Genomic DNA, 25062 nt, shown 5'->3' with positions numbered 1-25062 from the left:
GCGGTGCTCCCCCGGCGCGGGCCCTCAGGCGCGGCGGCGGTAGGCGCGGACCGCCAGCGGCGCGAGCACCGCGAGGAGACCGGCCGACCACAGCAGCGTCCTGAGGACCGGCCCCGCCACGGGCCCGCCCAGCATCAGGCCGCGCGCCGCGTCCATCATGCCCGCGACGGGATTGACCCTCACCCACGCCTGCAGCCAGCCGGGCAGCGTCTCCAGCGGGGTGACCATGCTGGTGCCGAAGGTCAGCGGGAACAGCACGAGGAACGAGGCGCCCTGCACCGCCCCCGGGCTCCGCATGAGCATGCCGAGCAGCACGAACCCCCAGCTCGCGCAGAAGGCGAACACGATCGTGAGCAGGCACGCGGCCAGCGCCGACAGCGGGTCGGTCTGGACGCGGAAACCCAGCAGGTGGCCGAACCCGAGCAGGACGACGATCGCCAGCACGTAGCGGATGAGGTCGCCGAGCACCGAGCCGATCAGCGGGGCGGAGCGGCCGATCGGCAGGCTGCGGAACCGGTCGAAGACGCCCTTGTCGATGTCGGTGTTGAGGTTGACGCCGGTGGCCATCCCCGCGAACATCACCGTCTGCACCATGATCGCCGGTAGCAGGAACCGCAGGTACTCCTCGGTGGAGCCCGCCACCGCGCCGCCGAGCAGGTAGACGTACACCACGACGAAGATGACCGGCTGGAGTGTCACGTCGAGCAGTTGCTCGGGGGTGCGGAGTGTCTTGACCACGCTGCGCCTGGCCAGGGCGAGGCTGTGCCGCAGCAGGGCGAAGGGCCGCTCGGCGGTGCGCGCGGTGGTCAGGGCGGGGCTGTCGGTGAGGGTCATGCCGCGCTCTCCTCGGCGGTGTGGCGTCCGGTCAGGGTGAAGAAGACCTCGTCGAGGCTGGGCAGGCGCAGGGAGAGCTCGGTCACGCCGACGCCCTCGCGGTCCAGCCGTCGCACCACCTCGGTGAAGGCCGTGTCGCCGTCGACCGGCACGGTCAGCACGCCCCGGCTGGGCGACTCCGGGGCCCGCCCGGCGACCGCGCCGACGATGGCGGCGGCGTCGGCGAGCCGGGCCTGGTCCGCGGGTCTCACCATGATCGTCTGCCCGCCGACGACGCGCTTCAGCTCGGCAGGGGTGCCGTGCGCGATGACCCTGCCGTGGTCGACGACCGAGATGTCGTCGGCGAGGGCGTCGGCCTCCTCCAGGTACTGCGTGGTGAGCAGCACGGTGACGCCGCCGGCGACGAGGGAGCGGACGATGTTCCACACGTCCTCGCGCTTGGCCGGGTCGAGCCCGGTCGTCGGCTCGTCGAGGTAGATGACGTCGGGACGCCCGACGAGGCTGGCGGCCAGGTCGAGGCGGCGGCGCATCCCCCCGGAGTACGTCTTGGCCGGGCGCCCCGCGGCGTCCGCGAGGCCGAACTCCTCCAGCAGCCGGGCCGCGCGAGCCCCGGCCTCGGCCCTGCGCAGGTCGAGCAGCTGCCCGATCAGGACGAGGTTCTCGGTGCCGGTGAGATCCTCGTCGACCGAGGCGTACTGGCCGGTCAGCCCGATCAACCGGCGGACCCTGGCGGCGTCCCGTACGACGTCGAGCCCGCCGACGCGGGCGCTGCCCTCGTCGGGGCGCAGCAGCGTGGCCAGGACGCGCACGGCGGTGGTCTTTCCGGCCCCGTTGGGCCCGAGGACCCCGAGCACGGTGCCCGGCCGGGCGGCCAGGTCGATCCCGGCGAGCGCGGTGGTCCCGCCGAAGCGTTTGACGAGCCCTTCGGCCTCGAAAGCGTGAAGCACTGGTTCCTCCAATGGTGGTGACCTGTGCACACTCCCCCGGGCCGCTGTCAGACGGCGCACATATCGCTGTCACCCGCGACGCGACGCTCCGTGCGCGGCCCCTTCACAAGGCGTGGTCGTCGCGTTCCGAACCGCGACGGTGATCGGGGACACGCCCGCCCGTCGAGCGGTGCGAACCGCGAAGACGGACCTGGTCAGTGCGGCCAGCGGGCCGGGATGCGTTCGAGCAGGCCGCCCTCGAAGACGTGGTAGAGGTCGAGCGATTCGAGATGCACATATCCGATGTGGCAGTCGCACACGGGAAGCGGGCACGGGCGTGGGGCGAGCGCGCGCAGGGCCGACCCGTCGTAGAGGTTGCCGATCGGCCGCGCGACGAAGTGACACCGCCGCACCGTGCCCTCGCCGTCGACCGACACCACGCTATGGCCGGTACGGCAGGGCAGTCCGAGGCTGTGGTGCGGCCTCCTGCTGTAGCCGAACAGCGGGTCGATCCCGGTCCAGACGGCCGCCTCCCGCTCGGTGTAGGCACGTCCCTCGGCGGCGTTGACCCACAGGTACACGTCGTCGGGGAGCTCTTCCCGCAGTCGCCTGGCCGGCTCGGCGTGCTCGGGGAGGCCGACCACGCCGACGCTGAAGCGCACCCCGTGGGCGAGCAGCTCCCGGCATCGGGTCAGGAACCGGTCGTGCGTCACCTGGCCCGGGTGGTAGGTGGCCCAGAGGGCGAGCGTGTCCAGGTCGGCTTCGGCGAGCCATCCCAGCCGGGTGCTCAGGTTGGTCTGGATGGCCACCCTGCGTACGTGGGCCAGGTGGCTCAGTTCCACCATCGCGGTGCGGTACCACGATCTGACGAGCCCCTCGCCCCACGGCGTGAACAGCACCGAGACGGGGAAGTCGCGCGCCGCGACCCAGCCGGTGAAGCGGGCCAGCGCCTCCCGGTCGGCACGCAGCCGGTCCGGGCCCTCGCGCCGCTTGGCGAAGGGGCAGTACGCGCAGTCGTAGTCGCAACTGGCCAGCGGGCCCCGGTAGAGGATGGTCAGCTCCTCGGGCCTCGGGACGTCGCCCTCCGGGGACGCCTCCACGTGCCGCGGGGTGATGTCCCAGATCGACAGCGGCGCCCGCCCGGAGCCGGTCACCGGCCCGGCCGGAAAATCAGCGAAGATCATGGGAGTCCATGAGGTCGCGGGCCCGGCCGGAGGATCAGCGGAGATCATAGGAGTCCATCAGGTCGCGGGCCCGGCTGGAGAACAGGGCGGGCCCGACGGCGTCGGAACGGGCGAGCCCCTCGGGTGTCAGCCGTACGCGGGTGGAGTCGTCCGTCACCCAGCCGCGCTCCGCGAACGCGTCGAGGGCGAAGTCGTCGAGGACGTCGCCGCCGAAACGCGTCCGGTAGGCGGCCCTGTCGAGCCCTTCGGCCCGCAGCAGGGACTGGATGAGATGGCGCCGGCGCTGTTCGAGGTCGTCGAGCGCGAAACCGACGTTGGCGACGCCGAACGCGGCGCGCGGCAGCCGGACGAAGTCGTCGATGATCGCGCGCACGTGTCGCACCCCCACGGCGTACTCGAAGGAGTAGTGCAACCGCGACGTGTAGGAACGGGCGCCGCAGCCGAGACCGACCATGCCGTCACTCTGGCAGGAGTACTCGCCGTCCGACTCCGTGCCGGGCAGCCGGAACATCCGCATGGACACCTGTTCGTACCCGGCGGCCAGGAGGTGGTCACGGCCCTGGTGGTAGAGGCCGAGCCGCTGGTCGTCCCAGTCGCGGCCGAGGACGCCCAGCCCGGTGAGCGGCCGGACGTAGAGCGGGTAGAGGTAGATCTCCTCCGGGCGCCAGGCGAGGGTGGCGTCGAGGGAGTGGCGCCAGGTGTCCGGGGTCTGGCCGTCGATGCCGTAGATCAGGTCGATGTTGAGCGTGCGGAACGCGGCCTCGCGGATGGCGGTCAGCGCGGTCTCGACCTCGGCGCGGCGCTGCGGTCGCAGGGCGGCCCTGGCCTCGGCGTCGACGAAGCTCTGCACCCCGATCGAGACGCGGGTGGTGCCGCGTTCGGCGAGCACGGCGAGACGGTCGGGCGTGGCGGTCGCCGGAGAGGTCTCGATCCCGAGCGGGGTGGCGGAGAAGTCGGCCCCCATGGTCCGCTCGGCCAGGTCGAGCAGCCTGGCCAGCTCGGCCGCCTCCAGGTAGGTGGGGGTGCCACCGCCGATCGCCGTGGTGACGAACCGCGCGCCGTCCGGCAGCGCCCGCCGCACGGCCTCCGCCTGGCGCCCGAGCGCGTCAAGGTAGGAGGTCACCAGCTCCGCGGGGGCGCCGGTCCTGGTGAACAGGTTGCAGAAGCCGCACCGCATCTCGCAGAAGGGCACGTGCAGGTAGAGGGAGAGCGCGTCGGTGCGCTCCTTCGCCCAGACCTCGCGCAGCGGGGGCCGAGGGTCGAGCGGGCGGTAGGCCGTCTTGTGCGGATAGGCGTAGACGTACCCTTCGTAAGGTCTCACGACCACTCTCCCGGCTGGAGGACGAACTCTCCGTAGGGAACCGTCCACACCACCTCGTGGCCGAGGCGGTGACCGACATACCCATCCTCACCGTACGCGGTGCCGTGGTCGGAGCAGACGATGACCAGGCATGGCCGTCGCGCGCTCATCAGCGCGAAGAGACGGCCGAGGTGCCGGTCGACGTATTCGAGGGCGGCGGCGTGCGTCGCGTGGGTGTCGCCGGACGCCCCGGGCAGGTAGAAGTGGTTCGGCTGATGCAGTGCCGACACGTTGACGAGCAGGAACACCGGCTCCGTACGGTCGCGGACCGACCGCTCGGCGCACCCGATCTGTTCCTCGAACGAGGTCGGCGAGGTGACGCCGAACTCCGGCCGCCAGTGCGACTCGGCGAACAGCGAGGGCAGCGCCGTGCCCAGTGGTGTCAGCTTGTTGAAGAACCCGACGCCGCCGACGCACACCGTGTGGTAGCCCGCCCCGGCCAGCCCGCCCGGCAGGTCGGCGGCGTCGAAGACCCAGGTGCCTTCGGTGGTGGTCTCGCTGCCGGGGAAGGCGGCGGCGAACAGCCGGGGATGCGGGCCGGGGCCCGCCGGGGTGGGCAGGAAACCGGCCAGGATCGCCGCGTGCGCGGCGTAGGTGAAGCTGCCCGGCGAGTGCCGCCGCTCCCACTCGCCGCCCGGCAGCACGCCCGCGAGCGTGGGGAGCCGTCCCCGCGCCAGCAGCTCGGCCGCGACGTCGTAGCGCAGGGTGTCGAGGGTGAGCAGCAGCACGTCGTGCGTACCGATGATCGCGCCCATGTCTCTCATGCCGTGCCCCAGGACTCAGCGGGCGCCGGCCAGGCTGCCCGCGCGCATTCCCGCCATCTCCAGCACCAGCTCGAACCAGACCTTGTTGGAGCCCGCCTCCCTGACCATGCCCCAGCGGTGGGACAGCGCCTCCAGCAGGGGCAGTCCTCGGCCCCCTGTCGCGTCGGCCGAAGCACGGCACACGCAGGGGGCCTCTGAGGAACCCTCGTCCTGGACGGAGACGCGCACACCGGTCGCCGAGTAGGCCACCGTGACGGTGAACGCCCCGCCGTCCCCCGACCTGGAGTGGATCACCGCGTTGGTGGCGATCTCACTGGTCAGCAGGACGCAGTCGTCATGGAGGGGGTGGTCTCGCCCCAGGGTCATCGAGACCAGGCGGCGGGCTCTGACCACCTGGTCCGGGGACCCCGGCAGGCGAAGAACCCATTCGTCGCCGTCGTACTCCGACACGTCCATACGCCCCCTCCGATACCGTTTCACTGGTGGGAAGACGCGGAGCTCGGCGGGGAAGATGTCGCGGAAAAGTAGGAATGCGATCACTTACCGGATAGACAGGTAGGGCTTGCCAAAGGGCCTTTCACCTGCGTGTCCGCACCTGGCGTACCGTGCGGTTCCTTCCGTCACACGCGGTGCCAGCGAGCCTCGAAGAAACAGTAGACCGCGAACAGCAGCAGACCGATCGCGACGACGCCGAGCAGCCACGGACCGGCCGGGGTCTCGGCCAGTGAACGCAGCGTCGAGTCGATGCCCTTGGCCTTGTCGGGGTCGTAGGTGACCGCGGCCTGGATGACGAAGACACCGGCGACCGCGGCGATCACACCGCGGGCGATGTATCCCGCCATGCCGAACTTCTCGGCCAGCTGACGCGACCTCGCGGACATCTCGCCGGTGCGCAGGTCCTTGAGGAACTCCTTCTTCCAGCCCTGGCGGATCCAGTAGGCGCCCAGGCCGATCAGGCCCAGGCCCACCAGGCCCACGATGAACTGCCCGAGGGGCAGGTCCATCAGCATGGCCGTGATGTCCTTCGACTGGCTGTCCATCGAGGCACCGGAGTCGCCGCGCAGCAGCACGCCGAGCAGGGTGGCCACGATCAGCGCGTAGACCGCCACCCGCGCGCCCGACTCCACCCGGTCCTTGGTCTGTCCACGGCCCATGATGGCCTCCGACAGCTGCCAGACGACCAGCGCGACGAACCCGACGACCATGAGCCAGAGCAGGAACGTGCCGAACGGCTGCTCGGCCACCATCTCGATCGCGCCGGTCTTGTCGGCCTCCTTGCCACCGCTTCCGCCGCCGAAGGCGATCTGCAGGGCGAGGAATCCGATCAAACCGTAGAGGACACCCCGGCAGGCCAAGCCGACTCGCGCCAGCCTGTCGAGCGTCTGACTGTTGGCCGCTCTGCGAGCGGCACCTTCCACGTGAGCCTGAGGGCTGTTCATGACTACCCGCTCTTACCGGTGAACGCCCTGGTAAACCTCAACATCAGGGCATCGCGTCCAGCCGTCGCAGGATCACTCCCTCGCGCAGCGCCCAGGGGCACACCTCCAGCTGGGTCACCCCGAACAGGTCCATCGCGGCGTCGGCGACGATCGCCCCGGCCGGCAGCTGCGGCGCACGTGCCTCGGAGACGCCGGGCAGCGCGGCCCGCTCCCTCGTGTTCATCCTGTTCAGCCGCTCGGTCCACTCGACCAGGTCCGCGTGCCTGAGCACCCGGCGCACGGACTGCCCCTCGTTCGAGGGCGCCGCCCCGGCGATCCTGGCGAGCTGCCGGAACGTCTTGGACGTCGCCACCGCGTGGTCGGCCTGGCCGTACCGGGACACGTTGCCCACCGTGCGGGCGATCTCGGCCCGTACGTGCCTGCGCAGCGCCCGTACCTCGTCGGCGGGCGGCGGGTCGGCGGTGAAGCAGTCGCGGGTGAGCCGGCCCGCCCCCAGCGGGAGCGACACCGCCGCGTCGGGCTGCTCGTCGATGCCCGTGGCGATCTCCAGCGACCCCCCGCCGATGTCCAGCACCAGCAGCCGCCCGGACGACCACCCGAACCAGCGGCGCACGGCCAGGAACGTCAGTATCGCCTCGTCCTGGCCGGACAGCACCTCGATGTCGACCTGCGTGTCGGCCCTGATCCCGGCGAGGACCTCCTCGCCGTTCACCGACTCCCTGACCGCGGACGTCGCGAAGGCCATGAGGTCCTCGACGCCCTTGTCCTCGGCGAGCCGCAGCGCCTCCTCGACGAATCCCCGCAGCCGCGCGGCGCCCCGCGCGGACAGGCGATCGCCCTCGTCCATGTGCTCGGAGAGCCTCAGGTCCTCCTTGTGGGAGTACGCTGGCAGCGGCCTGGCTCCCCGGTGCGCGTCCATCACCAGCAGATGGACCGTGTTGGAACCGATGTCGAGAACGCCCAGTCGCATGGGATGAAGTTACTACTCCCGCGAGCCCCGTCAGCCCGGGGTCCGCGGGTGGACGCCCACCGCGTATCCGCCGCCGTCGCAGGGCACGCCGTCCCACGCGGCCGGGCGCCACGGGATCACTCCCTCGCGCGGCGCCCAGGGGCACCGGGGGCCGGAAAGGCGGCGTGATCCGCACCGCCCCTCGCGGGCGGGGCACCGCGGTTCGGCCAACACCACCGCGCGGCGCCTGTCCAGAGGCTTGTCCGGATCCGGCCACGATAAGAAATAGATCTTGTCAGTATGGGCGACTGCTGCGAATACTTGCAATTTGTTCTTATTCGCGAGGAAGGCTGATAATGAAGCGCGTCATTGTTCACAAGCCTGGCACCATCGCACTCAGTGGCACCGCCAGCCCTAAGCACGTCGGCTGAGACAGAATCGCAGAACCGGCGTCCAGCGATGGGCGCCGGCTGCCCGGCAGCGCCATATCATCAAATATCGGCTAATCGAGTTAAAGGAGTCCGGTGAGCCGGGGATCGCACCCGCAGGAAAGCCCCTCTCTTCCCGCACCACCGCTGCCCGCGGTGGACGCGGACCGGCGCCTGCGCGGGCCGTACACCGCCGGGGGCGCGATCGTCTCCGCCCTGCTGCCCACGGCCCGGCCCGAGCTCGTCGCCCGCTACGACATCGAGCTGCGCGCCGTCGCACCCGACCTGCGCGACCTGATCCCCGCCCGGCGCCGGTCGGTGGCCGCGACCCTGCCCAGTGCGGAACGTATCCTGGTGCACGCGCCGCGTCGCACGCTGCGCCTGGCTAACGGCCTGGCCGAGTTCGTCCGTGAGCACCTGTCCGAAACCGGCCCCCGCACGCTCGTCGTCGAGAACGCCGACCTGGCCGACCCCACCGATCTGGAGCTCCTGACGGTGCTGCGACGCCGTGTCCCCGGAGAGCTGCTGACCGTGGTGACCCGCGAGCGGAGCGCCCCCGAGGAGACGCTCGGCGCCGGACGGCACGACGCCCTCGCCGACGAGCTGGAGCGGGAGGGCACGGTCGGCGCGCGACTTGGAGCGATCCCGTACCACCGCGAGCGCGGCGGCGACCCGTCGAAGGCGGTGGAGGCGTTCCTGTTCGCGGTGCAGTGGTGCCTGGACGAGGGCTACCACGACGCCGTGGTGGATCTCGGCGAGCGCGCCCTGCGCCTCGCCGACCCCGGCGACGACCCCGGAACGTGGTGGCGGCTCCTGCACAGCACCGCGACCGCGCTGGCCGCGCTGGGCCGCGAGGACGACTCGGAGGCCCTGTTCGACCTGGCCAGGCGCGAGAGCGTCTCCCCCGTCGTCCACGCCTCGGCCGCCTACGCCACCGGGATGCTGAAGGTCCGCCACCGCGACCGGGCCCGGCGCGACCCCGAGGCCGCGCTGGCGCTGGTGAACCAGGCGATCGCCATCTCCTCGCTGCTGCCCGACCCGCGCGAGCGGGCGTTCAAGCTGGGATTCGACCTCAACGGCCGGGCGCTGGTGGAGGTGCGGCGAGACCGTCCCGCCAAGGCGCTGGAGCTGGTCCAGGAGGCCGTCGCCCTCGCCGACCGCGACCTGCGGCCCGGCGAGCACCCGATCCACCGGCTGGTGCTGCTGGCCAACAGGGCGCAGCTCGCCGTGATGCTGGGCCGCCCCGAGGAGGCGCTGGAGGACCTGGACGCGGTGATCGCGGCCGACCCCGGCTATCCCGACTACTACATCGACCGGGGCAACCTGCTGCACCGGCTGGGCCGGATGGACGCGGCGGTCGCCGACTACGAGACGGCCACACGGGTCGGCCCGCCCTTCCCCGAGCCCTACTACAACCGGGCCGAGATCCGCTTCTCCGCGGGTGACCACCGGGGCGCGCTCGCCGACCTGGACCACGCGCTGGAGCTGGACCCGGAGTTCGTGGACGGCCTGGCCAACCGGGCGGGGCTGCTGGCCGCGCTCGGCGAGTACGCCTCGGCCAGGGCTGACGCGGAGAGCGGGCTGGCCATCGATCCCGCCAACCCGTACCTGCTGTGCGCGCTGGGCCAGGTGGAGACCGCCGAGGGCCACTACGGCAGGGCGCGCACCGCCTTCGACCGGGCTTTGGAGCTCGCCCCCTCGCTGGCGGCGGCCTGGGCGAACCGGGGGCTGCTCGCGTTCGAGACCGGCGATCCCGAGGGCGCCGTCGCGGACTTCACCCGGGCCCTCGACGCCGGGGAGGACCCCGCCCTGCTGTTCAACCGGGCGATGGCGCTGCGCGCCGCCGGACGCGACGGGGAGGCGGTCGCCGATCTCACCCACGCGCTGGCACTCGCCCCGGACGACGAGGACATCAGGCGCGAGCTGAAGTCCTGACCGTACGGCCCCGGCCGAAGCGCGGCGAAGGCGCGGGAAAACATTCCGGATTCGGATCCGGGATCGGGAAAGTCACGCTCGGTAATGCGGGGTACCCGTCCGGGAAAATCTCGTTATCCGAATATTCGTCATACACACGGTGATGCGCGCGTGCCGTTTCGTATTCGCCCTCCGGTTATCCCCGGGATCGAGGGCGGGTAGGAGCGATTTCCCGATGCGCGGTCACCGCGTGCCACGCCGCCGGACATCCCGTACGCGAATGTCGCGCCCGCGTGGGACGGGTGGCACGGAGAGTGACGGGCGGCGGGCGGCGAACAGCTGAGGGCACCCGGCAAGCAGGGTCAGCGGAGCGAGCCGCCGAGATAGCGTTCGGCCAGCTCGCAGGTGCCCTCGGTGTAGCCGGAGCCGAGTTCCGCGGCGATGTCGGCGCCGGTGTGGGTGCCGATCCAGGCGACCAGCAGCAGGCGGCGGAACAGGACGAACGTCCAGATCTCGGCCTCGTCCACGGCCGGGAGGTCCAGGACGGTGCGGTAGCCCCGCGCCCACGCGTCGAGCAGCCCGGGGACCTCGGGGTGGTGCTCGACGAAGCTGACCGCCGCGGCCAGGTCGTAGAGGTGCCAGCCGAAGCCGCAGTCGTCGAAGTCGATGACGCCGGGCGGGTCCTCGCCCTCCACGAGGAGGTTGGCGGCGCGCAGGTCGGCGTGGATCAGGCCGTAGCGTCCGGGACCTCGGCCGAAGCGGTGGAGCCGCTCGCGCAGCTCCTTGTCCAGCCGCCCCAGCACGGCCCGCGCCTCGGCGTCCATCCCCAGGCCGTCCTGCCAGCGGCCCCACCGCGACTCGGCGCCGAGAGCGGCCTCGTGGTCCCAGTGGAAGCGGGTGAACCCCTCGGGCGGGGACCACCCGCGCGCGTGGCGGTGCATCCGCGCCGTGAGGGCGCCGAGCCGCTCGAAGCCGGGCACCGGGTCGTCCTGGGACGGCTCGGCCCCGGGCAGGAACTCGAACATCACGCAGTCGCGCGGCTCGGGGCCGGGGACGGTCAGCACCCGGGAGCCGCCGGGAGCCGGGATCACCCGGGGGGTGCGGATCCCGGCCTGCTCGCGGAGCGCCTCCAGCCAGGCCAGCTCGGACAGGATCGCCGGGGTGGAGTGGTAGCCGAGCCGGTGCACCCGCAGGATGGACCGCGCCCCCGTGGCCGGGTCGTCCACCCGGTAGGTGGCGTTCTCGGAGACGTTGATCAGGGTGACCTCGGCGTCGGGCAGGCCGTGGATCCGCGTCGCCGCGCGGGCCACGTCGTGCACGCGGGCCAGCACGTCGCCCCCGGCGGACAGGTCGTGGGCCCGCATCGGCTCCTCCAGATCGGTCGCGAGAGGCGCCAGATCCTATCCGAGATTCCCGCGCGGGATCCGGCGCCGCCCGCCCGGCCTCGCGGCCGGGATCTCCCCGACTCCCCGCTCAGGACAGGGCGGGGTCGCGCGCGGCGCCGGGTCGCGCGGGGTCTCGTACGACCTCGCCGCGCCGGTCGAGCTCCCGTACGGCCTGCTCCCCGGGGGTCCCCGGCCCGGGGAAGGTGATGCGGATCTTGGACTGCCGGTGCGGAAGCCGCTCCCAGTCGTCCATGAGGGTCGCCCGGAGCCCGCAGTCGGCGGCCAGGTCGAGCAGGGTCTCGGCACGGTAGTAGAAGTCCTCGCGCAGGACGTGGTGCTCCCTGCCCTCGGTGCGGTCGAAGGTGAAGTCGAACCAGCCTCCCGGCCGCACGATCCGGCCGACGCTCCACAGGCACTCCTCGATCACGGGGAGCGGGGAGTGGGAGAAGACACTGTGGGCGTGGACGACGTCGAACGCCTGGTCGGGCAGGGCGGTGAAGCGCAGGTCACCGACCGGCAGGAGGTGGGGGAACCTGTCGCGCAGGCCGTAGGTGACCAGGGTCTCCTGGGCGGCGATCAGGATGTCCGGGGAGATGTCGATGCCGTAGTAGTTTCCGGGGTCGAGGTAGCCGATGAACAGGCGCCCGGCCCGCAGGTTGCCGCAACCGATCTCCAGCATGCGGTGCTCGGGCCTCAGCCCGTGCCGCACCAGATAGTCGAACTGCATCTTCCCCAGGGCGGTCCAGCGCCGGTACGACCTGCTGCCCACGGCCCCTCGCGGGTTGCGCGCGGTGTCGGACCTCATGACGGCCCGGTAGTAGGCGACGTGGCCGCGGTTGCCCAGACGCAGCCACGCGTCCCTGGTCAGCCGTCTCAGGTGCCGGGGGATCCGCCCGGGATGGCCGAGGGCGTACCTGATCTGGTGAACGACGCTCGCGCGGTTGTGACTGTGCATGCCTCTCCCCACGTCGGGACGGCACCTCGACGATCCCGCCAGACGAGATCGTAGCCCGGAGCGACGACGACATCACTCTTGGCGATGACCGTCGGAATGTCGCCTCGCGGTGCCACTTCCCTCGCGGGACGACGGTCCCGGCTCGCGCCGGTCCTCCGGAGGGGCCGCGCGGGCGTCGCATCGTTATGACACCTCGCAGCACCCGAGCGGCGCACGCGCACCCGGCCGCCCACGCCGACGACCCCAGGGACGGTTTCGAAGGAGACGGTTTCGAGAGGGACGGTTTCGAAAGGGTGGGAAGACCGGTGAACCTGGAGCTCGCGCTGCGCATGTGTGAGGCCGCGGTGCGGCAGGCCGGGCGGGAGGGCGCCCTCATCTCGGTCGCCGTGGTCGACGCGGGCGGGCACCTGGTCGCGTTCCAGCGGATGGACGGCGCGCGGATCACCGGGCCCGTCCTCGCCCCCGGCAAGGCCTACACCGCGGTGGCCCACCGCATGGCGACCGCCGACCTCGCGCCGCTGGTCCTGCCGGGGGGCGAGCTGTACGGCCTGGCCGGTGACCGGTACGTGTGCTCCGGCGGTGGTGTGCCGCTCGGGGAGTCCGGCGGCGGGCGCGGGGCGAGCGGGGCGAGCCGGGTGGTGGGCGCGGTCGGTGTCAGCGGCGGCACCGTTTCCCAGGACATCGCCTGCGCCGAGGCCGCCGCGGCCGTCTGGGAAGGTGCATAGACGGATATATCGGCAAAAAGAGGGCGAGTGAAAATCGTCCTCCTGTGAAACAGGAGGGTCGCGTGTTACCTCCGCTGGACGCGGGGCAGTGAGGGCTTGCCCCGACGATGATCGTCTGGGGATGACCCCTTGGAGGATTCTCGTGGACGTTCTCGTGCTGCTCGCCCTGGTCTGTTTCCTGGCCGCCACGATCTGGTCCGCCATCAGCCGGTCCTGGCCGATCGCGCTGCTCGCCGCGGGGGCGTTCCTGCTCACGCTGTCGGAGACGTCCCTCGTCAACGGCTAGGCGACATCCTCCGGCCACCGGGGCGCGGCCGCCCGCGAGCGGCCCTTCGAGTCACCGGCGCGCGCGCCCCGGCGCGCCGAGGTCCCGGCCGAGGGGCGTCGCGCCCGTGACCCGGCCGGAGAGGACTCACCGGCACACCGGCCTCAGGTTCAGGCTCAAGCTCAGGCTTCGGCTTCGGCTTCGGCGAGGCTCCGGTCGATCTCGGCGCGGGTCGGCATCGAGGTGCTGGCACCCGCGCGCTGGACGGAGAGCGCCGCGGCCGCGGTGGCGAAGCGGACGGCCCGGTCGGCGGGCTGCCGCTCGACACGGGCCGCGGCGAGGGCGCCCACGAAGGTGTCCCCCGCGGCCGTGGTGTCCACCACGGGCACCCTGGGGGCCTCGACGCGCACGGCGGGCCCGTCCCCCGAGGCGGTGAGCGCGCCACGCGACCCCAGGGTGATGATCACCCAGCCGACCGTGCCCCTCAGCTCCTCCAGGGCGCGCTCGTGATCGCCCTGGCCGGTGATCGCGGCGGCCTCGTGCTCGTTCGCCACCAGGATGTCCACGGCCTCCAGCAGTTCCGCGGGGAGCGGCTGGACGGGCGCGGGGGTGAGGACCACGACAGTCCCGGCCGCGCGGGCCGCCCTGGCGGCGGCGGTGACGGCCTCGATGGGGAGCTCCAGCTGCAACAGCAGCATGTCGGAGCGGGAGATGACCTCGATCTCGGCCTCGGAGGGGGCGGTCACGGTCCCGTTGGCACCGGGGACCACGACGATCGAGTTGCCGCCGTCGCCGTCCACCACGATCTGGGCGATGCCGGAGGGGCCGGGGACCGTGCGCAGGCGCGTCGCGTCGACGCCCGCCTCGGTGAGCGTACGCCGCATCTCGGCCCCGAAGTCGTCGTCGCCCACCGCCCCGAGAAAGGCGACCCTGGCTCCCGCCCGCGCGGCGGCGATGGCCTGGTTGGCGCCCTTTCCCCCCGGGACCGTGCCGAAGGCGCGGCCCGTCACGGTCTCGCCGAGCGCGGGGGCGACGTCGACGTAGGCCACGAGATCCATGTTGGCACTGCCGAAGACCGAGATCACTGTTCCTCCTCGCGGTCGGAGCGCGGGCGTGCGCCGGTACGGGAACGCGGGTGCGGGAAAACGGGTGGGAGCGCGGGTCAGGAGCGCAGGTAGGCCAGGACCGCGAGGACGCGGCGGTGCTGGTCGCCGTCCTCGGCGTACAGGCCGAGTTTGGCGAAGATGCTGCGGATGTGCTTCTCCACGGCCCCGTCGCTGACCACCAGCTGGCGGCCGATGGCCGGGTTGGACCTGCCCTCGGCCATCAGGCCGAGCACCTCGCGCTCTCGCGGGGTGAGCTGGGCGAGGGGATCGTCGCGGCGGCGTCGCACCATCAGCTGTGCCACCACCTGGGGGTCGAAGACCGTCCCTCCGGCCGCGACCGTGCGCAGGCCCCCCATGAAGTCGTCCACGTCCACGACGCGGTCCTTGAGCAGGTATCCCACCGCGCCCCTGGCGTCGGCGAGCAGGTCGTCGGCATAGGACACCTCCACGTACTGGGAAAGGATCAGCACCGGCGTGCCCGGAACCCTCCGGCGCGCCTCCACCGCCGCCCGCAGCCCCTCGTCGGTGAAGCCGGGCGGCATCCGCACGTCCACCACCGAGACGTCGGGCCGGTGCTCGGCGACGGCCTCCACCAGCCGGTCGCCGTCCCCCACCGCCGCGACCACTTGGCAGCCGAACTCCTCCAGGAGCCTGATCAGGCCCTCCCTGATGAGCACCGCGTCGTCGGCCACAACTACCCGCACGGAACCTCCGCCACTATGACCGTCGGCCCTCCGACGGGTGAGTCGACCGCCAGCTCGCCGTCCACCGCCTTCAGGCGGTCGCCGAGACCCGACAGGCCATGCCCCTTGGCGACATGGGCGCCACCGACCCCATCATCCCCGATTGTCAGCATAAGGAAGTCCCCCGTCCTGCTCAGCGTCACGGTACAGACCGTGGCCTGGCTGTGCTTGGCGACGTTGGTGAGGGACTCGGCGACGACGAAGTAGACGGTGTTCTCCACGGCGGCGGGGAACCGCCCCACGACCTGGACGTCCAGCTCGACGGGGACGGTGCAGCGACCGGCGAGCGCGGCGAGCGCCGGGGCCAGGCCGCGGTCGCTGAGGATCGGCGGGGCGATGCCGCGCGAGAGGGCGCGCAGCTCGTCCAGGGTCTCGCGGGTGGAGGTGATCGCCTCGCCGAGCATCCGCTCGACGGCCCCCGGGTCGCGCTTGAGCTGGCGCTGGGCCCGCGACAGGTCCATGGCCAGGGAGACCAGGCGCTGCTGCGGCCCGTCGTGGATGTCGCGCTCCAACCGGCGCAGCGCGTTGGCCTCGGCCGACACCGCGGCGGCCCGGCCCTCGGCCAGGTCGTCGATGCGGTCGTGCAGCTCGGCCACCCCGGTCAGCATCGCCCTGCCGAGCCCGGCCTGGACGAGCGCGGCGCCCCGCACGATCAGCGGGAGGGTGAGGGCGAAAAGCACGCCGATGGTGGTGTTGATGATCACATCGACCCACAGGCCGGTGCCCAGGCCGAGGAGCTTGGCGAGTCCCCCGTCGCTGCCGGGGATGGCGTAGACGATCCACCCGTAGAGCGGGTAGGTGAGTCCGGCGATCGCCCCGGCCCACCAGACCACCGCCAGCACGAAGGTGACGATGGAGATCGGGAAGGCCACGATGCCGTAGAGCAGGTCGAGCCACGACTGGCCGTTGGTGAACGGGTTGACCATCCTGCGGAACCATCCGGCCCTCTCCGGGGCGGGCCGGTACCTCGGCCGGGCCACGGGACGGCCGAGCACCTCGGGCAGCCATCGGCGCTCGACGTCCGCGAAGCCCCGGGCGACCAGGAGGGTCGTCGCGAGGATGGGCAGTCCCACGAACACGACGGCCGTGCCGGCCCCGGCCGCGAAGCCCGCCACCATCAGGGCGAACCAGATGACGGAGAGCGGGAAGCCCACGACCAGGTAGCGGGTGTCGGTGCCGATGCGGCTGAGGAGGGTTCTCATGCCGCCCACGCTACGAGGACCGGCCCCGTTGATCGACCCTGCGTGCCCGCGTACCGGGGTGGGGTCAGCACTACCCCGGCCGGTGGGGGAATCGGGTGAGAAGACTGCTGCCCGCGTCACTGTGCCGCCGCCGTCCCGGAGGGAGGCTCTTCACACCTGAGATCTTCGCTCTCCCTCCCCGGGAACTCCCTGAGAATCGAGACCCCCTTGACCGCCGTGATCCCCGGCCCGGCAGTGCGCCCGGCAGCGACTCCACGACCTCGTACGGCACCCGCGCCCGCCGGGCGCGACCCGTTCATCGACATGCTCCGCGTGTTCGGCATGGCCTTGGTGGTGCTCCAGCACTGGAGCATCCCGCTGCTCTCCTTCGCCGACGGCCGGATCTCCACCGGCAACGCGCTGGCCATCGGGAACGGGTGGATGATCACGTGGATCAGCCAGGTGATGCCGCTGGTGTTCCTCGCGGGGGGCGCGGCCAACGCGATCAGCCGGCGGAGCGCGGCGCGGCGCGGCGAGACGACCCCCGCCTGGCTCGCGGGACGCCTGCGCCGCCTGGCCTGGCCGGTGGTCCCGCTGGCCGCCGTCTGGCTGCCCCTCCCCCACCTGCTCCTCGCGCTCGGCGTGCCGGAGCAGCCGGTCATGACCGCCTCGCGGCTGGCCGGGCAGCTGCTGTGGTTCCTGGCGATCTATCTTGTCGCGGTGGCGGTGACCACGCCGATGCTCAGGCTCAACATGGCGTACGGCTGGCGGGTGCCGGCCGTGCTGGCGGCGGGGGCCGTGGCGGTGGACGTCCTGCGCTTCACCGGCGGCCTGGACGTCGCCGGTTTCCCCAACATCGTGCTGGTCTGGCTGGCGGTGCACCAGCTCGGTTTCCTGTACGCCGACGGCCGGCTGGGCCGCCCCTGGGTCCTGGCCCTGGGCGGGTACGGTCTGGGCGCGGCGCTGACGGCCTTCGGCCCCTACCCGCTCAGCATGATCGGGATGCCGGGGGCCGTCTCCAACATGGCGCCGCCCACGGTCGCGCTGCTCTCGATCGGGGTGGGCCAGATCGGGCTGGCGCTGGCGCTGCGCCGGTGGATCGTCTCCCTCGCGGGGTGGCCGGGGGTCTCGCGGGCGCTGGGCTGGGCCGGTGGCCGGATGATGACCCTCTACCTGTGGCACATGAGCGCGCTGTTCGTCATCGTCTCGGTGGTCGTGGTGGGCCTGGGCATCTCCACCCCCGAGCCGGGCACCTCGGCCTGGCTGTCCGGCTGGCCGCACTGGCTGCTCATGCTCGCCCTCGCGATGTGGCCGCTGCTGCGGGGGTTCGCCCGGTTCGAGACGCCTCCCGCGACGGGGCCGTACACCGGCGGGACGGCCCGGGTGCTCACGGCCTGCGCGCTGGTGGGGCTGGGCCTGCTCGCGCTCACGGTGGCCGGTTTCGTCCCGGGGGCGGCGCCCCTGCTCGGGGCGGGCGCGATCGTGGCGGGCCTGGCGCTCACCGGCTCCCCCCGCCGTACCTCGCCCGTGTCGGGGGCGGGCGGGCCCGCCGGACGGCTCCGCGTCGCGTCTCCCCTGTAGAATATATGGACAGTGTGTTCATAAAAGTGTATATGTACATGCTGTACACACGTTCGCGGAGGGAGATCGATATGAGCACCGCACCGGCCCGCGTCGCCGTCGTCACCGGAGGTTCCCGAGGCATCGGCCGTCAGGTCGTCGAGCGGCTCGCCGCCGACGGTCACGCTGTCGTGGTCAACTACGCGAGCAACGACACCGAGGGCCGGGCCGCGGCCAAGGAGGTCTCCGCCGCCGGGGGCAGGAGCCTCGCCGTGCGGGCCGACGTCAGCGACCCCGCCGCGGTCTCCGCGCTCTTCGACACCGCCGAGGAGGCCTTCGGCGGCGTCGACGTCGTCGTCCACGCCGCCGGGATCATGGGGCCGCCCGTCCCGGTCGCCGACCTCGACTTCGAGACACTGGACCGCATCCTGAGCGTCAACGTACGCGGCACCTTCGCCGTCGCCCAGCAGGCCGCCAGGAGGCTGCGCCGGGGCGGCGCCCTGATCACCTTCTCCACCTCGGTCGTCGGGCTCGCCTTTCCCGGCTACGGCGCCTACGTCGCCTCCAAGAGCGCCGTCGAGGGCCTCACACTCATCCTGGCCCGCGAGCTGCGCGGCAGGGACGTCACCGTCAACACCGTCGCCCCCGGCCCCACCGCCACCGCGCTCTTCCTGGACGGCAAGGACGAGGAGACCATCGCCAAGCTGGCCGCCCAGCCACCGCTGGAGCGGCTGGGCCAGCCCTCGGACATCGCCGAGGCGGTGTCCTTCCTCGCCGGTCCCGCCCGCTGGGTCAACGGACAGGTACTTCGCGTCAACGGCGGAATCATCTGATCAGCATTTACATCGAAAAGAGCAGCCATAACTACACAAAGTCACGCACTTTACCGGGAATGTAAGGTGATCCAGAGCCGCCTTCGGTCCGACCACCTCCAGTTCTTCGGCAGTATTGAACCGTGAGCCTCGTAGACCGCCTGCCAGAAGAGATCGACGCCGACCCCGACGCCATCTTCGACGCCTTCGTCGAGTGGAACTCCGAGCGGGGGCTGGCCCTCTACCCGGCGCAGGAGGAGGCTCTTATCGAGGTGGTGTCGGGAAACAACCTGATCCTGGCCACCCCGACCGGCTCGGGTAAGAGCCTGGTCGCCGCCGGAGCCCATTTCACCGCGCTCACCAGGGACGTGCGCACCTTCTACACCGCGCCGATCAAGGCGCTGGTGTCGGAGAAGTTCTTCGACCTGTGCGCGGTGTTCGGCACCGAGAACGTCGGGATGATGACCGGCGACGCGAGCGTGAACCCCGGGGCGCCGATCATCTGCTGCACCGCGGAGATCCTCGCCAACGTCGCGCTGCGCGACGGGGCCAAGGCCGACATCGGCCAGGTGGTGATGGACGAGTTCCACTTCTACTCCGAGCCCGACCGAGGCTGGGCCTGGCAGGTGCCGCTCCTGGAGCTGCCGAACGTCCAGTTCATCCTGATGTCGGCGACCCTGGGGGACGTCACCAGGTTCGAGGAGGACCTGACGCGGCGCACCGGCAGGCCCACCGCGGTGGTGAAGAACGCCGAGCGCCCGGTCCCGCTCGTCTACTCCTACCGGCTCACCCCCCTCCACGAGACGCTGGAGGAGATGCTCACCACCAACCAGTACCCCGTCTACGTCGTCCACTTCACCCAGGCCTCGGCCATGGAGCGGGCGCAGGCGCTGATGAGCATCAACATGTCGACCAAGGCCGAGAAGGAGGCGATCGCCTCCATGATCGGCCACTTCCGGTTCACCACCCGGTTCGGCAAGGCGCTCTCCCGGCTGGTGCGGCACGGCATCGGCGTGCACCACGCCGGGATGCTCCCGAAGTACCGCCGCCTGGTGGAGCGCCTCGCCCAGGCGGGCCTGCTCAAGGTCATCTGCGGCACCGACACCCTCGGCGTCGGCGTCAACGTCCCGATCAGGACCGTGCTGTTCACCGCGCTGTCGAAGTACGACGGCAACAAGGTGCGGCGGCTGCGCGCCCGCGAGTTCCACCAGATCGCCGGGCGGGCCGGACGAGCCGGGTTCGACACCATCGGCTACGTCGTCTGCCAGGCCCCCGACCACGTCGTGGAGAACGAGAAGGCCCTGGCCAAGATCGGCGACGATCCCAAGAGACGGCGCGGGTTCGCCCGCAAGAAGCCGCCGGAGGGCTTCGTCGGCTGGAGCGAGGAGACCTTCGAGAAGCTGCAGGCCGCCGAGCCCGAGCCGCTGAACTCCCGGTTCAAGGTGAGCAACGCCATGCTCCTCGCGGTGATCAACCGTCCCGGCGACTGCTACGCGGCCATGCGCCACCTGCTCACCGACAACCACGAGGACCGCAAGTGGCAGCGGCGGCACATCGGCCAGGCCATCGCGATCTACCGGTCGCTGCTGGCCGGGGGCGTGGTGGAGAAGCTGAGCGAGCCCGACGACCACGGCCGGATGGCCCGCCTCACCGTCGACCTCCAGGAGGACTTCGCGCTGAACCAGGCGCTGTCCACCTTCGCGCTCGCCACCCTCGAACTCCTCGACATGGAGTCGCCGAACTACGCCCTGGACATGGTCTCGATCATCGAGTCCATCCTCGACGACCCCCGCCAGATCCTGTCGGCGCAGCTCAAGAAGGCGCGCGGCGAGGCGGTGGCGCTGATGAAGGCCGACGGCGTCGAGTACGAGGAGCGGATGGAGCTCCTGGCCGACGTCACCCACCCGATGCCGCTGGCCGACATGCTGCTGGGCGCGTACGAGACCTACCGGCGCGGCCACCCCTGGGTGGGCGACTACACGGTGAGCCCCAAGAGCGTCGTCCGCGACATGTACGAGCGGGCGATGACCTTCGCCGACTACGTGCAGTTCTACGAGCTGACCCGCTCCGAGGGCACCGTGCTGCGCTATCTCGCCGACGCCTACCGCACCCTGTCGCGGACCATCCCCGAGCACCTCAAGACCGAGGACCTGGTCGACCTCATCGAGTGGCTCGGCGAGCTGGTCCGCCAGGTCGACTCCAGCCTCCTGGACGAGTGGGAGCAGCTGCAGAACCCGACCGGGGAGCTGGAGGCGCCCTCGCTGGAGGAAAGCACCAGGCCGGTCACCGCCAACACCCGCGCGTTCCGGGTGCTGGTCCGCAACGCGATGTTCCGCCTGATCGAGCTGGCCTCCGTGGAGAACGAGCAGGAGCTGGAGCAGCTCGCCCCCGACGTCGACTGGGGCGCCGCGCTCGACGCCTACTACGACGACCACGAGGAGATCGGCACCGGCCCGGACGCCCGAGGCCCCGGCCTGCTGCGCATCGAGGAGGAGAAGGAGTTCTGGCGGGTCCGCCAGGTCGTCTCCGACCCCGCGGGCGACGGCGACTGGGGCATCGACGCCCAGGTGGACCTCGCCGCCTCCGACGAGGAGGGCCGCGCGGTGGTCCACGTCATCGGCCTGAACCGTCTCTGACGCCCCGGCGTGTCCCCGTACGTCCCCGCCGCCCGCCCTCGGGTGCGGAAATATCAGCCGGGACCGACAAGAATGGCGGGATGAGCGATGAGACGATCAGGCAGGTGCTGGGCCTGCTGTACCAGGAGGACACGCTGAAGGTGCTTGCCGCCCTGGTGCTGGGCGGCAAGCCGGAGGAGGAGTCCGGCCTCGACGGGGAGGCGGTCAGGCGCGCGCTGGAGCGCCTGGAACGCGGCGGACTGGCCGTACGGGGAGAGGGCGGCGAGTGGGAGGCGCGGCGCGAGCGTTTCCGTGAGCTGCTGCACGCCACGGCCAGGCCCGCCACCCCGGCCTCCCCCGAGGAGAGGGTTCTGCAGTCCTTCCTCGTCGAGGGACGATTGCGGGCGATCCCCACCAAGCGCGACAAGCAGCTCGTCGTGCTCGACTACGTGGTCCAGGTCTTCGAGCCGGGGATCCGCTACTCCGAGAAGGAGGTCAACGTCGCGCTGCGCGCCTTCCACGACGACTACGCGGCGCTGCGCCGCTATCTCGTCAACGAGGGCATGCTCAGCAGGGCGAGCAACGTCTACTGGCGCAGCGGCGGCTCCGTCGAGGCCTGAAGGCGGGCGGCCAGTGTCCGGAGGTGGTCGATCAGCTCGGGCGGCTCCCGTACGGTGAAGTCCAGGCCGAGCTGCCCGATGGTGAGCGCCAGCCACTCCAGCGAGTCGCCGCCGGTGCGCAGCAGGCAGCTGCGCCCGTCCAGCTCCTCCAGCACCCAGCCGGGTCCGGAGAAGCGCTCGGCGACCACGGCCAGGGGCGCGTACACGACGACCACCGCCCGGTGGCGGCTGATCGGGGCGACGATCGACTCCTCGACGTAGCCGGGGGGCGGCTCGCGCGGCGGGAAGCGCACGCCGGTGCCCAGCGGGGAGGTCAGCCGGTCCACCCGGTAGGTCCGCCAGTCCTGCCTGCCGGTGTCCCACGCCACGAGATACCAGCGCCGCCCGGTGCTGGCCAGCCGGTACGGGTCGGCGACCCGGCCGCTCTCCCGCCCGTCGCGGCGGCGGTAGCCGAAGCGGATCCGCTCGCGGTCCCGGCAGGTCTGGGCGAGCAGCGCGAGGGTGGCCGCCTCGACGGTGGGCGCCGCCCCGATCGGCGCCACCGGCTGCGTCTGCGTCTGCAGGGTGTGCACGCGCAGGCGCAGCCGGGAGGGCAGGACCTGTTCCAGCTTGGCCAGGGCGCGGGCCGAGGTCTCCCCGATCCCGGCCACCGTGCCGCTCGCCGCCGTGCGCAGGCCCACCGCGATGGCGACGGCCTCCTCGTCGTCGAGGAGCAGCGGTGGCATGGCGGTGCCCGCCTCCAGCCGGTATCCCCCGGCCGGGCCGGTGGTCGCGTGCACCGGGTAGCCCAGCTCGCGCAGGCGGTCGATGTCACGTCTGAGCGTGCGCGGGCTCACCTCCAGCCGCTCGGCGAGCTCGGGGCCCGGCCACTCCCGGTGGGCCTGCAGCAGGGAGAGCAGTTTCAGCACCCGTCCCGTGGTGTCCGCCATGCCGTCCACGATGCCACCGATCGCGGCCAGGATCTGACCTAAACCGTGGCTAGCGTGCTCGGAATGAGCCACATCGAGATAACCGGCGCCCGGGAGAACAACCTCAAGAACATCTCGTTGAAGATCCCCAAGAGGCAGATCACGGTCTTCACGGGTGTCTCGGGGTCGGGCAAGTCGTCCATCGTCTTCGACACGATCGCCGCGGAGTCGCAGCGCCAGCTCAACGAGACCTTCACCTCGTTCGCCCGCAACCGCCTGCCCCACTACGGCCGGCCGGACGCCGACGCCGTCGGCAACCTCTCGGCCGCCGTCGTCGTCGGCCAGCGGCGGCTGGGCGGCAACTCCCGCTCCACCGTCGGCACCGTCACCGACATCCACCCGCTGCTGAGACTGCTCTACTCGCGCGTCGGCACGCCGTTCGCCGGATACTCCAACGCGTTCTCCTTCAACGACCCGGCCGGGATGTGCCCGGAGTGCGAGGGCGTGGGCCGGAGGATCGCCCTGGACGTCGACCGGGCCTTCGACCGGTCGAAGTCGCTCAACGAGGGCGCGATCCTGCTGCCGGGCTTCCGGGTCGGCACCTGGCACTGGAACCTGTACGCCCACTCGGGCCTGTTCGACAACGACAAACCGCTCGCCGACTACACCGAGGCCGAGTGGAACACGCTGCTGCGCGGCAGCGGGCCCGACGTCTCCTTCGAGGTCCGGGGCAGGATGGCGGCCCCGCAGAAGTACGAGGGAGTGCTCGACAGGTTCGACCGGCTCCACATCAAACGGGACATCGAGGAGAGGGCGAACCGGGACGCGGTGATGGGGTTCGTCTCGGTGCGGCCCTGCCCGCTGTGCGCGGGGACGAGGCTCAACCAGGCCGCGCTGGCCTGCCGGATCGACGGGCGCAACATCGCCGACCTGGCCGCGATGGAGGTGCGGCACCTGGTCGACGTGGTCGCCGCGATCGACGCCCCCGTCGCGGCGACGATGGTCCCGGCGATCGTGGACCGGCTGCGGCACCTGGTCACCATCGGCCTGGGGTATCTCAGCCTGGACCGGCCGACGCCCACCCTCTCCGGCGGGGAGTCGCAGCGGATCAAGATGGTCAGGCACCTGGGCAGCAGCCTCACCGACATGACGTACATCTTCGACGAACCGACCATCGGGCTGCACCCGCGCGACGTGACGCGCATGAACGAGCTGCTGCGCGAGCTACGGGACAAGGGCAACACCGTGCTCGTCGTCGAACACGACCGCGACGTCATCGAGATCGCCGACCACGTGGTGGACGTCGGGCCGCGCGCCGGGACGCACGGCGGCGAGATCGTCTACGAGGGCGGCGTCGAGGGCCTGCGCCAGGCCCGCACCCTCACCGGGCGGCACCTGCGCCGCAACCCGCCGCTCAAGACGTCGTTCAGGGAACCGACCGGCGCGCTGGCCGTCACCGGGGCCACCGCGCGCAACCTCAGGAACGTCACGGTGTCCTTCCCCACCGGGGTGCTCACCGTGGTCACCGGGGTCGCGGGATCGGGCAAGAGCACCCTGGTCAACGAGGCGTTCCTGGCCGCGCACCCGGAGGCGGTGGTGATCGACCAGGCCGCGGTCGGCACCTCGACCCGGTCCAACCCGGCCACCTACACCGGGCTGATGGACGAGATCCGCGGGCTCTTCGCCGCCGCGGGCGGGGTGAGCCCCGCGCTGTTCAGCTTCAACTCCAAGGGGGCCTGCCCGGAGTGCCAGGGCCTCGGGGTGATCCACACCGACCTGGCGTTCATGGACGGGATCACGTCGGTGTGCGAGGTGTGCCGGGGGCGGCGCTTCCGGCCCGAGGTCCTGCGGCACACGCTGCGCGGCAGGTCCGTCTCCGACGTGCTGGAGATGACGATCGACGAGGCCGCGGAGTTCTTCACCGAGCCGAAGCCGCTGCGCGTTTTGAGGACGCTGAAGGAGGTCGGCCTGGGCTACCTCAGGCTCGGCCAGCCGCTCGGCAGCCTGTCGGGAGGCGAGTGCCAGCGGATCAAGCTGGCGGGGGAACTCCACAAGAGGGGCAGCGTCTACGTGATGGACGAGCCGACGACCGGGCTGCACATGTCGGACGTCGAGCACCTGATCGAGATCATGGACAGCCTGGTGGACGGCGGCAACACGGTCATCGTCGTCGAGCACAACCTCGACGTGATCAAGAACGCCGACTGGGTCGTCGACCTCGGCCCCGACGGCGGTGACCGGGGCGGCGCCGTGATCTTCGAGGGCACGCCGCTGCGCCTCCTCGACGAGCGGGATTCCTTCACCGCCGAGCACCTCCGCCGCGACCTGGCCCGCCCCTGACCCGTCCGGCCGAGGTGCCGGGAGGGCGGCGACATCCGGGACGGAACAC

22 protein-coding genes are annotated in these 25062 nt (G+C 71.7%); 8 read left to right on the top strand and 14 right to left on the bottom strand.

What is annotated here, in order from left to right:
- Positions 1-24: 24 nt before the first annotated feature.
- The 8 genes from ABD817_RS15845 to ABD817_RS15810 all read right to left on the bottom strand — a co-directional run bounded on the left by ABD817_RS15845 (position 25) and on the right by ABD817_RS15810 (position 7477).
- The gene (locus ABD817_RS15845) at positions 25-834 is read right to left on the bottom strand and encodes an ABC transporter permease (RefSeq protein ID WP_344918669.1); all 810 of its coding nucleotides are present in this window, start codon (positions 832-834) and stop codon (positions 25-27) included.
- Positions 831-1781, bottom strand: coding sequence for an ATP-binding cassette domain-containing protein (locus ABD817_RS15840; protein WP_344918668.1), 951 nt, complete (start codon positions 1779-1781; stop codon positions 831-833). Before ABD817_RS15840 ends, ABD817_RS15845 begins: the two co-directional genes overlap by 4 nt.
- A gap of 194 nt (positions 1782-1975) precedes the next feature.
- Positions 1976-2944 carry an STM4011 family radical SAM protein gene (locus ABD817_RS15835; protein ID WP_344918667.1) on the bottom strand — a complete coding sequence of 323 codons (969 nt, stop codon included), beginning with the start codon at positions 2942-2944 and terminating at the stop codon, positions 1976-1978.
- 34 nt (positions 2945-2978) lie between these two features.
- On the bottom strand, positions 2979-4265 hold the full coding sequence (locus tag ABD817_RS15830; RefSeq protein WP_344918666.1) for an STM4012 family radical SAM protein: 1287 nt from the start codon (positions 4263-4265) through the stop codon (positions 2979-2981).
- Positions 4262-5068, bottom strand: a complete 807-nt coding sequence (locus tag ABD817_RS15825; protein WP_344918665.1) for an STM4013/SEN3800 family hydrolase — start codon at positions 5066-5068, stop codon at positions 4262-4264. The genes ABD817_RS15830 and ABD817_RS15825 overlap by 4 nt, the downstream gene beginning before the upstream one ends.
- Positions 5069-5083: 15 nt before the next feature.
- Positions 5084-5524 carry an ATP-binding protein gene (locus tag ABD817_RS15820; protein ID WP_344918663.1) on the bottom strand — a complete coding sequence of 147 codons (441 nt, stop codon included), beginning with the start codon at positions 5522-5524 and terminating at the stop codon, positions 5084-5086.
- Between the two features lie 164 nt (positions 5525-5688).
- Entirely contained in the window at positions 5689-6507 is an 819-nt protein-coding gene (locus ABD817_RS15815) for a DUF1206 domain-containing protein (protein WP_344918662.1), read from the bottom strand.
- 43 nt (positions 6508-6550) lie between these two features.
- Positions 6551-7477: a Ppx/GppA phosphatase family protein gene (locus tag ABD817_RS15810; RefSeq protein ID WP_344918661.1), complete on the bottom strand. Its 927-nt coding sequence runs from the start codon at positions 7475-7477 to the stop codon at positions 6551-6553.
- 503 nt (positions 7478-7980) lie between these two features.
- Here ABD817_RS15810 and ABD817_RS15805 point away from each other — a divergent pair.
- Positions 7981-9819 (top strand): tetratricopeptide repeat protein, encoded by a 1839-nt coding sequence (locus tag ABD817_RS15805; protein WP_344918660.1) that lies wholly within the window; start codon positions 7981-7983, stop codon positions 9817-9819.
- A gap of 341 nt (positions 9820-10160) precedes the next feature.
- On the opposite strand, the gene ABD817_RS15800 is transcribed toward ABD817_RS15805, so the two are convergent.
- Both ABD817_RS15800 and ABD817_RS15795 read right to left on the bottom strand, forming a co-directional pair.
- Complete coding sequence (locus tag ABD817_RS15800) at positions 10161-11162, bottom strand: phosphotransferase enzyme family protein (protein WP_344918659.1); 1002 nt, start codon at positions 11160-11162, stop codon at positions 10161-10163.
- Positions 11163-11271: 109 nt separating this feature from the next.
- Positions 11272-12138, bottom strand: coding sequence for a class I SAM-dependent methyltransferase (locus tag ABD817_RS15795; RefSeq protein WP_344918658.1), 867 nt, complete (start codon positions 12136-12138; stop codon positions 11272-11274).
- Positions 12139-12443: 305 nt separating this feature from the next.
- Here ABD817_RS15795 and ABD817_RS15790 point away from each other — a divergent pair, with 305 nt between their 5' ends.
- Both ABD817_RS15790 and ABD817_RS15785 read left to right on the top strand, forming a co-directional pair.
- On the top strand, positions 12444-12863 hold the full coding sequence (locus ABD817_RS15790; RefSeq protein WP_344918657.1) for a GlcG/HbpS family heme-binding protein: 420 nt from the start codon (positions 12444-12446) through the stop codon (positions 12861-12863).
- Between the two features lie 142 nt (positions 12864-13005).
- The gene (locus ABD817_RS15785; protein ID WP_344918656.1) at positions 13006-13149 is read left to right on the top strand and encodes a hypothetical protein; all 144 of its coding nucleotides are present in this window, start codon (positions 13006-13008) and stop codon (positions 13147-13149) included.
- Between the two features lie 161 nt (positions 13150-13310).
- Here the strand turns inward: ABD817_RS15785 and rbsK are convergent, their stop codons facing one another.
- The 3 genes from rbsK to ABD817_RS15770 form a co-directional block, all read right to left on the bottom strand.
- Positions 13311-14213, bottom strand: coding sequence for a ribokinase (rbsK, locus tag ABD817_RS15780; protein ID WP_344918655.1), 903 nt, complete (start codon positions 14211-14213; stop codon positions 13311-13313).
- 77 nt (positions 14214-14290) lie between these two features.
- Positions 14291-14938: a response regulator gene (locus ABD817_RS15775; RefSeq protein ID WP_344918654.1), complete on the bottom strand. Its 648-nt coding sequence runs from the start codon at positions 14936-14938 to the stop codon at positions 14291-14293.
- A complete protein-coding gene (locus ABD817_RS15770; protein ID WP_344918653.1) occupies positions 14929-16179 on the bottom strand; it encodes a sensor histidine kinase in 1251 nt (416 codons plus the stop codon). The genes ABD817_RS15775 and ABD817_RS15770 overlap by 10 nt, the downstream gene beginning before the upstream one ends.
- Positions 16180-16395: 216 nt before the next feature.
- Here ABD817_RS15770 and ABD817_RS15765 point away from each other — a divergent pair, with 216 nt between their 5' ends.
- The 4 genes from ABD817_RS15765 to ABD817_RS15750 all read left to right on the top strand — a co-directional run bounded on the left by ABD817_RS15765 (position 16396) and on the right by ABD817_RS15750 (position 21765).
- Positions 16396-17739 carry an acyltransferase family protein gene (locus tag ABD817_RS15765; RefSeq protein ID WP_344919035.1) on the top strand — a complete coding sequence of 448 codons (1344 nt, stop codon included), beginning with the start codon at positions 16396-16398 and terminating at the stop codon, positions 17737-17739.
- Positions 17740-17810: 71 nt separating this feature from the next.
- Positions 17811-18551, top strand: coding sequence for an SDR family oxidoreductase (locus ABD817_RS15760; protein ID WP_344918652.1), 741 nt, complete (start codon positions 17811-17813; stop codon positions 18549-18551).
- A 122-nt stretch (positions 18552-18673) separates the two neighbouring features.
- The gene (locus ABD817_RS15755) at positions 18674-21166 is read left to right on the top strand and encodes a DEAD/DEAH box helicase (RefSeq protein ID WP_344918651.1); all 2493 of its coding nucleotides are present in this window, start codon (positions 18674-18676) and stop codon (positions 21164-21166) included.
- A gap of 80 nt (positions 21167-21246) precedes the next feature.
- Positions 21247-21765 carry a DUF2087 domain-containing protein gene (locus ABD817_RS15750; protein ID WP_344918650.1) on the top strand — a complete coding sequence of 173 codons (519 nt, stop codon included), beginning with the start codon at positions 21247-21249 and terminating at the stop codon, positions 21763-21765.
- Here ABD817_RS15750 and ABD817_RS15745 read toward each other — a convergent pair.
- Complete coding sequence (locus ABD817_RS15745) at positions 21732-22694, bottom strand: helix-turn-helix transcriptional regulator (protein ID WP_344918649.1); 963 nt, start codon at positions 22692-22694, stop codon at positions 21732-21734. The two genes, ABD817_RS15750 and ABD817_RS15745, sit on opposite strands and share 34 nt — an antisense overlap.
- Before the next feature lie 63 nt (positions 22695-22757).
- Here ABD817_RS15745 and ABD817_RS15740 point away from each other — a divergent pair, with 63 nt between their 5' ends.
- Positions 22758-25013, top strand: coding sequence for an excinuclease ABC subunit UvrA (locus ABD817_RS15740; protein WP_344918648.1), 2256 nt, complete (start codon positions 22758-22760; stop codon positions 25011-25013).
- Positions 25014-25062: the final 49 nt, after the last annotated feature.

It is taken from the genome of Streptosporangium oxazolinicum (assembly GCF_039537505.1).
In the GTDB taxonomy this organism is placed as follows: domain Bacteria; phylum Actinomycetota; class Actinomycetes; order Streptosporangiales; family Streptosporangiaceae; genus Streptosporangium; species Streptosporangium oxazolinicum.
This window is presented reverse-complemented; position numbering and strand designations above follow the sequence as displayed.